This window comes from Bacteroides sp. FSHCM14E1 (assembly GCF_019633785.1).
Lineage (GTDB): Bacteria > Bacteroidota > Bacteroidia > Bacteroidales > Bacteroidaceae > Bacteroides > Bacteroides hominis.
This window is the reverse complement of sequence record NZ_JADKYL010000001.1, coordinates 255,503-271,316: the sequence shown is the minus strand read 5'-3', so window position 1 is coordinate 271,316 and position 15,814 is coordinate 255,503. Positions and strand designations below refer to the sequence as shown.

Sequence of the window (15,814 nt, the reverse complement as noted above, 5' to 3'; positions counted from 1 at the left end):
TCCTATATCCTATAAAATAGAACAATACGGCTCCTCGTTTCGGAAGAATTCCCAATTAACAATGTTAATGCTATTCTTAAAGTATTCCATTCTTGAATAGAAAGAATAAATCTTTTGCACTTAAAAGACTTCTTCTTTATCATCAAAAGCCTTGCTTTAACACTGTGTTAAAACAAGGCTTTGGCCGACAAGCAGCAAAGCGTCATAATCATCTAATTTGCAAACACATATATAAAACATTCAATTCACATCCCCTGAATTCCGTTCATACATTCTGAAAGGAGATAATTACTTTTCTGACAAGTAAAGTTTCATTCTAAATCAATACTAACGTAAGCTATTTATTAGGGCACAGCGATAAATTACAAATAAAAAAAGCCGCAAAGTCTTTTTATAGACTCTGCGGCTTGGGTTGTGTGTGCTTTTTTTAGATCTTCATGTGTATTAGTTGGCTAATCCCGGATTGGCAGCAATAGCATCTTTCGGAATAGGAATAGTATAGCGTGGATCATCCTGTTCCAGTATATAGGTTTCGCCTTGGAGGACTTTCACAATCCGTGGACGCGTAGTACGACGAAGGTCAAACCAGCGATGTCCCTCAAAAGCAAGTTCACGGGCACGTTCATTCAATATTTCACCAATCAAAGCATCTTTATCCATTGTATTCACAGCATTCTTTTTCTCAACATAAGCTACGGGAGTGTAACGTTTCTGCATCAGTTCCAAAAGACGCGTACGTGCCTGCGGCAATTTGTCCAGACGCGCAGCAGCCTCGGCTGCATTGAGATAAAGTTCACCTACACGGAAAGTACAGGAGTAATCTCTTTTCCCTCCTTTAGAACTCTTTCGATTTCCATTTTCATCGGGAGCAGCAAAATAGGCAGCCAATCTCCTGTCACCTTCCTGATAAATAGTAAGAAAAGAGGCAGGAGCCCATGCGGCGTTATTGACTACTGAACTCATAACTTGCTCCAATGCCGTTATGGTTTCAACAGATTCAAAATGATTAGGCAGAACAAAGGAGGCTTCGTTCATATCAACAAGAACAGATTTCTTTGCTAATACTGCTTCAGCAGATTCAAGACATTTCTGCCACTCACCCATATATAGGCTGACACGAGACTGCAATGCATCTACTGCCAGAACGCTGAACCGATAAGAGAAAACTGTTTCCCATTCTTCTTTGTTTATCAGTTCACGAGCTCGTTCGATATCTGACAAAATAGAAATATAAACTTCTTCTACAGTATTGCGTCCTAATGTCTTTTCAATATCCGTATCCAACTTCAAAGGTACTGACTTTGAACTTAAGGCTCCGGGCTTAGTATATGGCTGACCATGTAAGTTTACCAAAACAAAATGCATATAAGCACGAAGTAGATAGGCCTCCCCCACCAACTGGTTCACTACTTCAGGAGTGCCCTCTGTAATTTCTTTTTCATTCTCGATCAACTGGTTAGCTATAAAAAGTACATTATAGAAATTGGACCAGGTAAACTGACTCGTCCCCGGAAACGGAGAAACATCATTCCAACGTTCAATGTCTCCGAATGAATTCCGGTCGTATTCATTATCATTCACCATCATCTCGTCCGAACGGAAACAAGCTTGTCCGCGGTCCTTCGGTACATTCAGATAAGCACGCGCCAATAAAGCGCGATACTCTTCAGCAGTTTGGGGGATCACGCTTCCCACCGGTTTTATGTCCAGATAACTATCACAGGCAGATAGCATCAACAGACAACTCAACAAAGTCAAAACATATATTTTTTTCATCTTCTTTTTTCTGCTTAATGATTAAAAATTTAAATTCAAGCTAAATGTAACTGATTTAGGAATGGGCGGTGCATACGGATTGTACATTGATTCCGGATCGAGGAAATTTTTGTAGCTTGAACCAAATACAAGTAGATTACGTCCTTCAATAGCTACCGAAGCTGACCCCATTCCCAAAGCTTTGGTCATTTTCTCCGGTAAACGATAACCTAAACGCAGATTCTGCAAACGGAAATAGTTCAGCTTCTTCACCCAAATATCCAGATGCCGATATATATCACTCTTTTGATCATACCAATAATACTCATCAGCACGTTTTTCACTGGTAATCAATGCCGGTAAATGTCCGTCGGTGTTTTCCGGAGTCCAACGATCCAAAATGTCACGATTCACATTCTGTCCCCGATCAAAATTGATAGAGTTATAGGAAGGGGTCGTACGTACATATCCCCCTAAATTAAAGGATAAATTCGCTGTCAATTCCCAGTTTTTATAGCTGAATGTATTGATCAGACCGCCGGTATAAGGAGTATCTCCCGAACCCATATATGAATAAAATCCACGTTCTTCTGCCGGAGTTACATCCGAACTAACCGTAAAACCTAATCCATAAGGATCCTGTAAGCGATACAGTTCTTTCAAAGTAACCTTCTTCCCTTCTTTATCATAGAACAGAGGATAACCATCCTCATCCAATCCGGCAGTCTTTATCGCAAAAATAGCACTGACCGGATATCCTTCACGCCCCGGAGTAGTCTGAGCCTCCGGAATAGCTTCCTGCAATACCTTGTTGTTATTGTAGGCAAAGTTGAAGTTCGTATACCATGAGAAATTTTTGGTAGCAACGTTTCGTGTGGAAAGAGATACTTCCACACCTTTATTGGTCATACTCGCCCAATTGACACTGGTCGAAACAAAACCGGTTTCAAGTGGCAACATTTGTCTTCCGATCAGATCTGTACCTTTACGATAGTAATAATCCACACTCAGGTTAATTGCCTGATTGAGTACCGAAAAATCAAACCCAACATTCACGGATTGAGTTTTCTCCCAACGAAGTTTCTTGTTCGGAGCCGAGTTTATATCGATCATATGTTCGGATCCACCCGGTAAAATATTATCTACCACATATTTGCCCAACAGGAAAGGAGAAGTGTTTTTATCTATATTTCCCTGAATACCATATGAAGCACGAAATGCAAGATTATCCATCCACTTTCTGGCTCCCTGCATGAAAGGTTCATTCGATAACCGCCATAATCCACTTATTGAATACAGAGGGAGATAACGGTACTTCTTATCGACACCAAATAAATCCGAACCGTCAAAACGGATGCTTCCTCCGAATGTATAACGGTTCATCAACGAATAGGAAGCTGTGGAGAAGAAAGAAACATAAGCATTCTCTTTATACGTTTTCTTATGGAGTGGAAATTGTTTGGCGCGATCTTCGTCCGGAAAGATAACCGGCTTCGTGGTCAACGTCTGTCTGTCGAAGCCATATCCCGCGGAAAAGAGTGTCTCATACCAGGTTTTACGCAATTCAGTACCCACCATTATTTCCAGTTCGTGAATATCATTGAAACTATCCCGATATTCTCCCATTGCCTTCCAGGTAATCTGAGAATTCGTGTTTTCATATGCCTTGTGCACGCCTCCGTCCGGTATGAAGTATTTGTTGCTTTGAGAAGCAGAATCCCAATATTTACTGTTCTTACGGGTTAAACGCATTGAGAAACTTTCCTGGTCGGCAATCTGTTCTTTTGAGGCCTTCTCTAATTGCAACCCAAGCTGGGTAGTAAACTTCAGCTTATCATTGAATCTCAGTTCAGCATCGAAAATAGATGAAATCGCATTAATTGTCTCTTCGTTCGATGTATTTTTACGTTCCTCAAAAATATTAAAACCTAAATCTGTATCAGAAGTATTTTGTACATCAAAATCGTACACGTAATTTCCATTTGCGTCGAAAGGCTGATAATATGGATTGGCCTTGCGTGAATAATAAACCGGATTCACTAATCCGTACGTATCTGTCAGGTAAGTTTTGTTATTACGACGGTTAGCAAACAAAGAAGCACCGAACTTTAACATGCGGTTGACTTTATACGAAGTCTTCGCTACAATATTCAAACGATCCAACCCAACACCTTTTACGTTACCGTTTTCTTTATAATATCCGATAGAGGTATAATAGGTTACACGTTCGTTACCTCCCGAAAGGCTCAAACTATACTCCTGATTAAAAGCATCACGAAAGAGAATATCATTCCAATCGGTTTCAGTATCCCGTAACCGGTTGATATCGGCTTGCGCTTCAGAAGTCAATGCTCCCCAGCCCCCGTTTTTGTATGCATCGGTCAGACCGTAGCCGGAAATGATTTTAGAGACTCCACCCTTATTATTCCCATAGGCAAAATTAGAACGGAGCAGTTCAAGTTCCAGATCTACTTTCTCCTGAGAGTTCAACAGATTCAAACGCTTGGAACTCAGTGTAGGCATATAAGTAAACTTTGAAGAAAAGTTAATCACCGGCTTCCCTACTTTTCCTTTTTTAGTAGTTATCACAATCACACCATTTGCAGCGCGAGCCCCGTAAATGGCAGTAGCAGCCGCATCCTTCAGTACGGTAATATTTTCAATATCCGCAGGATTCAATCCGGCAATAGACGACTGTTGTATATTAGAAATATCATTCAAGATCTCCGACTGAGGTACATCCGTACCTTCCAATGGAATACCATCCAGAACCCACAACGGATCCTGAGTTCCATTTAATGACGAAGTTCCACGAATACGTATTTTTGCCGGTGCACCGGGTGCACCGGAAGTAGAGGTTACGGAAAGTCCGGCAATTTGTCCGGCCAATGCCTGATCGATACTTTTTACAGCACCAATAGTTTCATCCGAAATGTTCAGCTTCCCAACGGCAGCTGTCAGTTTACGACGTTCTACAGTTTGATAACCGGTCACTACTACTGCATCAAGCATTTGTGCCGATGGAGAAAGAGTTATTTCATATTGATTCTTCCCGGGAACAAGCTTAATTTCCTGCACATCATATCCTACATAGCTACAGAATAGACGAGTTACTCCCTCGGGTACTGAAATATTGAATTTACCATTTATGTCGGTAATCACTCCTGTCATTGTCGGAGAGTTGCCGTCTTTTGACAGATCCTCTGCCTTTATATAGACAGAAGCACCTATCAACGGCATATTATCTTCCGATGAGATCACCACTCCTTGAATTTGCCTGTCGGCGGCAAATGCAGAAGTCAATGCTCCGACAAAAGACAATAAAAGAATAAAAACGTGTCTTTTCATTTGTTACATCCTATAAAATTAATACTCATTTTGAAAACTGTCTTTTATTTATATAAATACACAAAGCCCCTCGCTCAGCAAATAAAGTCGTTGAGTGTTTGTCAGAGGGAACTTTGTGTTTTTAGTGTATTTACTTAGAAATGCCTAACGCAGTGTTGATACGCAAAATTAAATCTTTATAATGATATTTGGTGGCTACATCCGATGTACCCAGACGGCTCTGGAGCAAATCTTTAATGCGGAGCAGCTCTCCCCGTTTCACTGAAATGGCATCTGAAATACGATTTATCTGAGAACCATAAAAATTCAGTTCACGGCGTGCCCCCATACGGTCGGCGTATGCCGAACGATGTGCATGATCGTCACAACTGCAAAGCGGTGCCTGATGATCGAACAAGAAATGGTTATCGGTCAACTTTTTGTTCACCTTCACTCCTTCGCTTTCGGCAGCAGCAGTAATCAATGCATCTACAAAGCCTTTTTGCAAATTGCGGGTCATCACATCGGGTAAGCCGCCACGCTCGGTTACGGCAAAAATCCCCTTATGCAGACCATCCATCATTTCCACGGCTGTGAAAGCCTTTCTGCCGTTTACAGACTCATTCTCAAGCATACGCATCAGGCGATTATTTGATAGCAAGTCCCAAAAAATATAGGACTGTGCATTTTTCAACACTTGAGTCGGTGCATTCTCCACTACTCCTAAAGGTGTATTTCTGAGCAGATAAGTATATTGTGCAACCTCCGGATCGAACAACCACTCAGGATAACACAATACTTCATCGAGCAAAAACTTCAAAGCAGCCTGCTGCTTCTCTTTTTCCACAAACGTATAAGTCTTCTCGCCATCACCTACGGTTGTATTCTCAATATAAATACCCCCGATATTTGCCATCACATGATAGAGATAATTATTCCATTGATTGATAACTGCGTAATACAAACGTGACGCCTCTTCGTATGTCTGCCCTTTCTCCCCGGTAGTGGTCCACTGGATTATTTGAGGAACAATACGCTTCAAATTGGCAATACCATACTGCGAAGAACGAATGGGGTCATCACCAAGATCCTCGTTCTGCGCACGAGGGTCAACGGCATCCCGGGGATCCTGTGCCTCGCTATACTTGTAAAGCCGATCGGTATGTTTTGCCAGAAAATCCTGCAACAATCCTTTTTCTTCTTCCGGAGTCTGTTTGCCATACCAACGGTAACCATATTCTATGGCAAAAATATCATAAGGTCCGATATGAGGTGACAAAGCTTTCACACCGTCACCGGGCTGTGCCACATAATTAAAGCGGGCATAGTCCATTATGGATGATGAAGTAGAATTCATCCGGTCGGTAAATGCTTTCGAACGGAGAGAGTCGGTAGGAAAAGCCCAAGAACCCATCATATTATGACGTAACCCGAGTGAATGCCCCACTTCATGGCAAGCGACAAAACGCATAGCGTCCCCCATCAGACTATCCGGCAGTGTTACGCCGCGAGCTTCGGGACGAACCACACCGGTTTGTACCGTAATCCACTCCTGAAGCATTGAAAGCACATTATGCCACCACATTATATCAGCCTCAAGTATTTCCCCCGAACGCGGATCAAGAATAGAGGGTCCCATCGCATTTGCCTTGGTAGATGCGGCATATGTCAATACAGAGTAGTTTACATCATCCATATCCACCTCCATATCATCGGTAATATCTTTGGCTATAATGGCATTCTTAAATCCGGCACGCTCAAAAGCTACCTGCCAGTCTTCAATTCCCTGTTTGATATACTTCCTCCACCGATAAGGCGTAGAGTTTTCTATATAAAATACAATGGGCTTCTGGGGCTCTACCAGTTCACCGCGCAGATATGCTTCCCTGTCCTCAGGCTTTGGTTCAAGACGCCAGCGGGTAATGAATTGTTTTTTATTCACCCGTTGTTGACCATCACTGAAGTTAGTCAGAGGATTAGTAAAATACCCCACGCGAGGATTATCCAGACGTCCGGTCATCGGCACTTCGGGAAGCAACAGGATAGACGAACTTACCTCCACTGTCACGTAGATAGTAGTAGTCCCTTCTGTGACACGTGTAGTGAGTTCTGAAGTTGCCACTACATTATTATCGAAAGACTTAATGGATAAAATTCTCGATAAGTTCTTTATAGCCGATGTTCCCAGATTAATATTGGTAAATACGTTATTAATACTTGTCTCCGTACCATCATATATATCGTTTACCTTAATCAACATGCTGGTAGAGTCATTATTATATGCCTCTATCTTGAAACCGGCTATTAACGGAGATATATAGTTGTCCTTCACCGATTGGCTGATAGCATCTTCGGATGGAGAAAGAGGCAAAGGCCGACTTTGACGGATTAATAATTTATTAGCCGGCTTGTCCAGTTCCAAACGGATCATTTGGTTCTCATAGTTAGTTCCGCGGTTCACTCCGGCCTCATTCAGTTCCGAAGGTACTCGTTGCAGTTTATTTACTACCAGCATATCACGTCCCAACAAAGTGGCGGGAATCTCAAAGTAGTAATCATTCTTCTTCCGGAACACATTGAACATACCGCGATGAGCGACACTATCGCTTCCCGTCAGTTTCTCATACTCATTCTCAACTTTGACGCTGTCTTGGGGATTACTCTTCTTTTTCTTTTTCGAGAACCATCCCATTTCAGAAATAGCGGGAGGTTCAACACGCATAGCAGCGACAGGCTCGCACAAAAATGAACCGGTGGCCACAGTGGTCAGTAGGATTGTTTTTAGTCTCATGTTAAATCTAATTAGCACTTAACCTTATTCTACGCTATGGAATAAGGGGGCGCAAAGGTAACAAAATAGCCCATAATACCTAATAAGAATGATACATTTTGACTTTTTTTCTCTATTTCATGAGTAAATATCACATTTTTATGCAAGTTTTCGATTAAAAAGAAAGTTCAGTTCTCCCCTCTTTCTGTGCTGAAGTGTCCGTTTTCTCGTACAATAATCGTATATTTGCCGCGAAACTAATTAAATAAATTAATCCCATGAAAAACTATTTAGGACTGATTTTCCTTCTTTTTGCCTTTACGGCAATTGCACAAAACAATCGTTCGGCCCTGTTGCCTATGCCCAATCATATAGAGCAACTGCAAAGTAAACCTTTTAGCCTGACAGGCAAAAATATCTCTATTCATCCAGAGCAACCGGAACTTAAGTTTGCGGCTACCACCCTGCAAGCCATCCTGAAAGATCGGATGCAAATAAATATCCCTCTTTCCGGCTCACGGCAATCAGCCATCCGGTTAACTATTGATCCGCAACTAAACGGGAAAGAACATTATAAACTCAAAATAGATCAGAAAGGAATTACCATTAGCGGAGCCAGTGCAGCAGCTGTCTTCTATGGGGTAATGACGGTTGATCAAATACTTTTAGGAGATGTATGTACCACCAATCGGAAAGAAATGGCTGCAGTCAGCATTGATGACGCTCCACGCTTTGAATATCGGGCTTTAATGCTCGATCCTGCCCGGCATTTTTTACCGGTAGAAGATGTAAAATTCTACATTGACCAAATGGTACGATACAAATACAATGTGCTTCAACTTCACCTGACAGATGATCAGGGATGGAGAATGGAGATCAAAAAGCACCCGAAGCTTACAGCCGGACAACCTTTTTATACTCAGGAAGAACTAACCGATCTGATTCATTATGCAGCTGAACGCCATATTGAAATAATCCCGGAACTGGACATTCCCGGGCATACGGTTGCTGTATTAGCTGCTTATCCGGAATTGGGATGTACACATACCGATACCATTGAAAAGAATGTGGGTAAAACAGTAGATTTAATGCTTTGCGCCAATAATGAAAAGGTATACACGGTATACAAAGACATTATTGACGAAGTAAGTGCTCTCTTCCCTTCACGCTATATCCATTTGGGAGGCGACGAGGCAGTAATAGAAAAAAACTGGACCAAATGCGAACGCTGCCAAAAGATGATGAAAGAACTGAAATATGAAAAAGCATCTCAGTTAATGATTCCTTTCTTCGACCGAATGCTCAGTTTTGTACGGGCAGATGGAAAACAGCCGATCCTTTGGTGCGAACTGGATAATATTCGTATGCCTGCCAATGACTATCTGTTTCCTTACCCCAAAGATGTGACACTCGTAAGCTGGAGATACGGATTGACACCTACTTGCCAGGAGCTGACCCGACAGCACGGCAACCCTCTGATCATGGCACCGGGAGAATTTGCATACCTCGATTATCCCCAGTTTAAAGGTGATCTTCCGGAATTCAACAATTGGGGAATGCCTGTCACAACGCTCGAAACTTGTTATCAATTTGACCCGGGATACGGAAGACCTGCATCCGAACAAGCACATATTCTGGGCGTAATGGGAACGCTTTGGGGAGAAGCAATAAAAGATATCAACCGGGTAACGTACATGACCTATCCTCGCGGACTGGCATTGGCAGAAGCCGGATGGACCCAAATGGAACATCGCAGCTGGGACTCTTTCAAAGAACGGTTATATCCGAACCTGACCAATTTAATGAAAAACGGTGTTTCAGTGCGCGTGCCGTTTGAAATAGTAAAAAGAAAATAATTATTATCCAACATAAACTGTGAATGAGCGAACTTATTGTCTATAAAGCCTCTGCCGGTTCCGGGAAAACATTCACCCTGGCCGCTGAGTATATCAAGTTGCTAATACAAAACCCGCGTGCCTACCGCCAGATATTGGCAGTGACTTTCACCAATAAAGCTACTGCCGAAATGAAGGAACGTATTCTCAGTCAGCTATATGGAATACATATAGCTGACCCGGACTCGGATGCGTACCTAAAACGCATCATCGCTGAGACAGGCTGTTCGGAAGATGAAATACGAAAAACAGCTGGCATAGCTTTGAGCTACATGCTCCATGATTACAGCCGGTTTCGTGTCGAAACCATCGATTCCTTTTTCCAATCCGTCATGCGTAATCTGGCCCGTGAACTTGAGCTGAGTCCCAACCTGAATATCGAGCTGAATAATATTGAAGTATTAAGTGATGCCGTAGACAGTATGATTGAAAAATTGGGCCCTAATTCACCGGTATTGGCATGGCTACTTAATTACATAAACGAACGCATTGCTGATGACAAACGCTGGAATGTTTCGGATGAGATCAAAAATTTCGGACGCAATATTTTTGATGAAGGGTATATTGAAAAAGGTAACGGTCTCCGTCAACGTCTTCGCGACCCGAATGTAATCCGCGAGTATCGCAAGACATTAAAAGAGATGGAAACAGCCGCTCTTGAACAAATGAAAGATTTCGCTCAGCAGTTTGAAAATGTACTTTCCAGCCAATCGCTAAAGCCAACTGATTTAAAAAACGGTACTAAAGGGATAGGAAGCTACTTTAATAAGCTCAGGAATGGTATATTGGGGGACGAAATAGCGAATACAACCGTAGTAAAATGTCTGGAGGACGAAACAAACTGGGCTGCCAAAACTTCCAGATATTATACTGACATTATCGTATTAGCCTCCTCCATCTTAATGCCGCTTCTGCAAGATGCTGAGCAACATCGCTCACGCAATAACCGGATTGTAAACAGTTGCCGGCTCTCAATGCAACATTTAAACAAAGTACAACTATTGGCTAATATTGATGAAGAGGTACGTCAACTAAATCGTGAAAACAATCGCTTTCTCCTTTCAGACACCAATGCTCTGCTCCATCAACTGGTAAAAGACGGAGACTCTTCTTTTGTGTTTGAGAAAATCGGAACAAACATCCGTAATGTGATGATTGACGAATTTCAGGATACCAGCCGGATGCAATGGGATAACTTTAAACTGTTACTTCTTGAAGGCCTCTCACAAGGAGCGGACAGCTTGATCGTTGGTGACGTCAAGCAATCTATATATCGCTGGCGAAACGGTGATTGGGGCATCCTGAACGGATTGAACAAACGCCTTGGATACTTTTCCATCCGTACAGAAACACTGAAGACCAACCGACGAAGTGAAACCAACATCATACGGTTCAACAACAGTATCTTTACGGCTGCTGTAGATTATCTGAACGAAATACACAATAAGCAATTGGGAAGCATTTGTGAGCCTTTAATTAATGCATATGCTGATGTGGAGCAAGAATCCCCCCGGAACGAACAAAAAGGATACGTTAAAGTCGAGTTTCTCGAATCAGATGAAAAACACAATTATACCGAACAAACCCTTATCAGCCTCGGAACGGAAGTGGAACATCTGATACAATCGGGTATAAAGCTGAACGATATCGCCATTTTGGTAAGAAAGAATAAAAGTATCCCCCGCATTGCCGATTACTTTGACAAACAACTGCATTATAAGGTTGTGTCTGACGAAGCCTTCCGGCTTGACGCTTCACTTGCCATCTGCATGATGCTGGATGCCCTGCGCTATCTTTCCGATCCGGAAAATCGGATTGTAAAAGCTCAACTTGCAACTAACTATCAGTTACAAGTACTTCATACCGAAAACAATCTTAATTCACTGCTCTTCCATAAGGCTGAAGAACTATTGCCTTCTGTTTTTCTGGAAAGGATGACAGAACTCCGCCTGATGCCTCTCTACGAATTACTGGAAGAACTTTTCAACCTCTTTGAGCTGCACCGCATCAAGCAGCAGGATGCTTATTTATTTGCTTTCTTTGATGCAGTGACCGATTATCTTCAAAGCCACTCTTCAGATCCGGACAGCTTTATCCGATACTGGAACGAAACTTTATCTGGTAAAACAATACCAAGCGGTGAAGTAGAAGGCATACGTATCTTCTCCATCCATAAGTCCAAAGGGTTGGAATTTCATACAGTACTTCTCCCCTTCTGCGACTGGAAAATGGAAAATGAAACAAATAATCAACTCGTTTGGTGCGTACCCCAAGAGTCTCCTTTCAACGAGTTAGATATTGTACCGGTAAACTATTCTTCTGCGATGGCAGAATCGGTATACCGGAATGACTACTTGCACGAGCGCTTGCAACTTTGGGTAGACAACCTGAACCTGCTCTATGTAGCATTTACCCGTGCGGGCAAGAACCTGATTATCTGGAGTCGGAAAGGACAAAGAAACACAATGTCTGAGTTATTGGCCGGAGCATTACCGCAAGCAGCCTGTAAGTTGGAGCAAGAATGGGACGAGGAGCAAGTATATGAGTTTGGTGACCTCTGCCCGTCCGAAGATGAAAAAATGGTCGATTCAGGCAACAAGCTTACACGCAAACCTGAGAAACTTCCGGTTAGCATGGAATCCATGCATCCGGATATTGAGTTCCGGCAATCAAACCGTTCAGCCAATTTCATAAAAGGACTTTCCGAAGAAGAATCGGATGACCGCTTCATAAATCATGGACAATTATTGCATACACTGTTTTCTGCCATTGAAACGAAAGAAGATATAGAATCTGCCATCCAAAAACTGGTATTCGAAGGTGTTATCGGCAGCAAAGAGACAGAAGAGGAAATACGTACTTTGACCATGAAAGCCTTCTCTCTGCCTGAAGTACAGGAATGGTATTCCGGCGAGTGGAAATTGTTTAACGAATGCGCCATCATCTACAAAGATAAAGGAGTATTGCAAACCAGGCGCCCTGACCGAGTGATGATGAAAGACGGGCAAGTCGTCGTAGTGGATTTTAAGTTTGGTAAAGAAAATAAGAAGTACAACAAACAGGTGAAAGGATACATGCAACTCCTCTCCCGAATGGGATATAAAAACATCACAGGCTATCTGTGGTATGTGGAAGAAGAAATAATTGAAAAAGTATGAAAACATTTCTCCAGTTGGTCGCACAGGACCTCTATAGCAAGATAGGGAACGATCTGTCACGTACAGCTATCGTTTTCCCAAATAAACGTGCCAGCCTGTTCTTTAACGAGCATTTAGCCAACCAATCCGATCAACCACTTTGGTCACCTGCTTATGTGAGCATCAGCGAACTGTTCCAACAGCTTTCAGTCTTGAAGTTAGGAGATCCGATTCGTCTGGTATGTGAACTCTACAAGGTATTCCGTGAAGAAACGAAAAGCGAAGAATCACTTGACGATTTCTACTTCTGGGGTGAGCTACTGATAAGCGACTTCGATGACGTGGACAAAAATATGGTTGATGCCGACAAGCTATTTACCAATCTTCAGGACCTGAAAAACGTCATGGACGATTACAACTTTCTCGACGAAGAGCAAGAACAAGCGATCCAACAGTTTTTCCTGAATTTCTCTATTGAAAAGCGAACACTGTTAAAGGAGAAATTTATCTCACTTTGGGATAAATTGGGTAATATATATCGTCAGTACCGAAGGAATCTGGAAGAATCAGGACTTGCATATGAAGGTATGCTCTACCGGAACGTCATTGAACACCTTGAGCCTGAATCATTGAAGTACGATCGTTACGTATTTGTCGGCTTCAATGTACTGAACAAAGTAGAGACCCACTTCTTCCGGCAATTGCAGAGTACGGGAAAGGCCCTGTTCTATTGGGACTACGATGTATTTTATACTCAACTTCCTTCACAACACAAACAACGCCACGAAGCCGGAGAATTTATAAATCGTAATCTCAAACTGTTCCCCAACGAGCTTCCGGCCGAATTGTTTGATGAATTGAGAAAACCCAAGAAGGTCCGTTTTATCTCTTCACCCACCGAAAACGCTCAGGCCCGTTATCTGCCCGAATGGATCAGAGAGAACCTGAGTAGTGAAGAAAAAGAAAATGCTGTCGTTCTATGTAATGAAGCCTTACTCCTTCCTGTCTTGCATTCCATCCCGGAAGAAGTAAGGAACGTTAATATCACCATGGGATTTCCACTGGCACAAACGCCGGTATATAGCTTTATCAATGCCATACTCGAACTACAAACCAGCGGATACCGTACAGAATCAGGAAGATACACTTATGAGGCCGTACAAACTATATTAAAACATCCGTATACCCGTCGTCTTTCGGACAATGCCGAACCATTGCAACGGGAACTCACTAAAACCAACCGCTTTTATCCTTTTCCTTCCGAATTAAAGAAAGACAGGTTTCTGGATTTATTATTCACTCCCCGTAATGGCATTCGGGAGCTCTGTATTTACATAACGGAATTACTGAAAGAGGTATCTATTCTATACCGTCATGAGCAGGAAAATGATGATATTTTCAACCAACTGTACCGTGAATCTCTTTTTAAGAGTTTCACTCTGGTAAACAGGTTACTCAACTTGATTGACAACGGTGAACTGCAAGTGCGTATAGAAACTCTGAAACGCCTGCTGAACAAAATATTAAATGCCGCCAATATCCCCTTCCATGGTGAACCGGCCATAGGAATGCAGATAATGGGAGTTTTGGAAACACGCAATCTTGATTTTCGTAATCTGCTCCTCCTCTCGCTTAATGAAGGACAGTTACCTAAATCGGGAGGCCAATCATCGTTTATTCCATATAACCTACGTAAGGCTTTCGGCATGACTACCATTGAACACAAGAATGCAGTTTATGCCTATTATTTCTATCGCCTGATTCAGCGGGCAGAAAATATCACCCTGATGTATAACACTTCATCGGATGGACTAAACCGGGGAGAATGGTCACGCTTTATGCTACAGTTCCTGATCGAATGGCCACATGAAATCAGCCGTGAATATCTGGAAGCAGGCCAATCACCACAAAACAGCCGGGACATCCGTATCACAAAAACACCGGAAATCATTGATCGTTTATACCAGACCTACGATTTCTCACATAACGCCGATGCCTTAATGCTTTCTCCATCGGCACTGAATACATATCTCGACTGTCGACTGAAGTTTTATTTCCGTTACGTGGCACGTCTCAAAGCCCCCGATGAGGTCAGTGCAGAGATTGATTCCGCTCTGTTCGGAACTATCTTCCACCGTTCGGCTCAATTAGCCTATCTGGACCTGACAGCCCACAAGCAAGAAATACACAAAGAAGATATTGAACGTTTGTTGCGCGATAATGTCCGTCTGCAAAATTATGTCGATACAGCTTTCAAAGAAGAATTTTTTCACGTTCCTCTTGACGAAAAGCCCGAGTATAACGGAGTACAATTAATAAACTCAAAGGTTATCACTTCCTATCTCCGCCAGTTGTTACGTAACGATCTGCAATATGCTCCTTTCCGAATGATAGGTATGGAACAGAAAGTAACGGAAGATATCCAGATAGAAGGCCCCAAAGGAATGTTATCATTAAAGATCGGAGGTACGATTGACCGTATGGACAGTAAAGAAGGTACACTTCGGATTGTGGACTACAAAACCGGAGGAAGCCCCAAAGTGCCGGCGAATGTGGAGCAACTATTCACACCTGCCGAAGGGCGTCCCAACTATATTTTCCAAACCTTTCTTTATGCCGCCATCATGGCACGCCAACAAACATTAAAGGTGGCTCCTTCTCTATTATATATCCATCGGGCAGCTTCCGAAAGCTACTCTCCTGTAATTGAAATGGGAGAAGCACGCAAACCCAAACTACCTGTCGATGATTTTTCTGTTTATGAAAAAGAGTTCCGCGAACGACTATTGGCACTACTTGAGGAAATATACAACGACCAAGAGGAGTTCACCCAAACTGAGGATCTAAAGAAATGCGAATATTGCGATTTTAAAGCTATGTGTAAACGATAAAAAGCTCCCACTGGTATAATCACACGAATGAATCAGACA

General features: G+C 42.4%; 6 protein-coding genes. 3 read left to right on the top strand and 3 right to left on the bottom strand.

Features of this window, described 5'->3' with window-relative positions:
- Positions 1 to 444: 444 nt before the first annotated feature.
- The 3 genes from ISX59_RS01150 to ISX59_RS01140 form a co-directional block, all read right to left on the bottom strand.
- Complete coding sequence (locus tag ISX59_RS01150) at positions 445 to 1,776, bottom strand: RagB/SusD family nutrient uptake outer membrane protein (RefSeq protein WP_032530208.1); 1,332 nt, start codon at positions 1,774 to 1,776, stop codon at positions 445 to 447.
- Positions 1,777 to 1,797: 21 nt separating this feature from the next.
- A complete protein-coding gene (locus ISX59_RS01145) occupies positions 1,798 to 5,103 on the bottom strand; it encodes a SusC/RagA family TonB-linked outer membrane protein (RefSeq protein ID WP_220575563.1) in 3,306 nt (1,101 codons plus the stop codon).
- Positions 5,104 to 5,233: 130 nt separating this feature from the next.
- Positions 5,234 to 7,873 (bottom strand): zinc-dependent metalloprotease, encoded by a 2,640-nt coding sequence (locus ISX59_RS01140; protein ID WP_122296462.1) that lies wholly within the window; start codon positions 7,871 to 7,873, stop codon positions 5,234 to 5,236.
- 257 nt (positions 7,874 to 8,130) lie between these two features.
- Here ISX59_RS01140 and ISX59_RS01135 point away from each other — a divergent pair, with 257 nt between their 5' ends.
- The 3 genes from ISX59_RS01135 to ISX59_RS01125 are packed head-to-tail and all read left to right on the top strand — an operon-like array spanning position 8,131 to position 15,775.
- Entirely contained in the window at positions 8,131 to 9,708 is a 1,578-nt protein-coding gene (locus ISX59_RS01135; protein WP_005805604.1) for a beta-N-acetylhexosaminidase, read from the top strand.
- A 23-nt stretch (positions 9,709 to 9,731) separates the two neighbouring features.
- Positions 9,732 to 12,905: an exodeoxyribonuclease V subunit beta gene (locus ISX59_RS01130; protein WP_220575562.1), complete on the top strand. Its 3,174-nt coding sequence runs from the start codon at positions 9,732 to 9,734 to the stop codon at positions 12,903 to 12,905.
- A complete protein-coding gene (locus tag ISX59_RS01125) occupies positions 12,902 to 15,775 on the top strand; it encodes a PD-(D/E)XK nuclease family protein (protein WP_220575561.1) in 2,874 nt (957 codons plus the stop codon). Before ISX59_RS01130 ends, ISX59_RS01125 begins: the two co-directional genes overlap by 4 nt.
- Positions 15,776 to 15,814 lie beyond the last annotated feature (39 nt).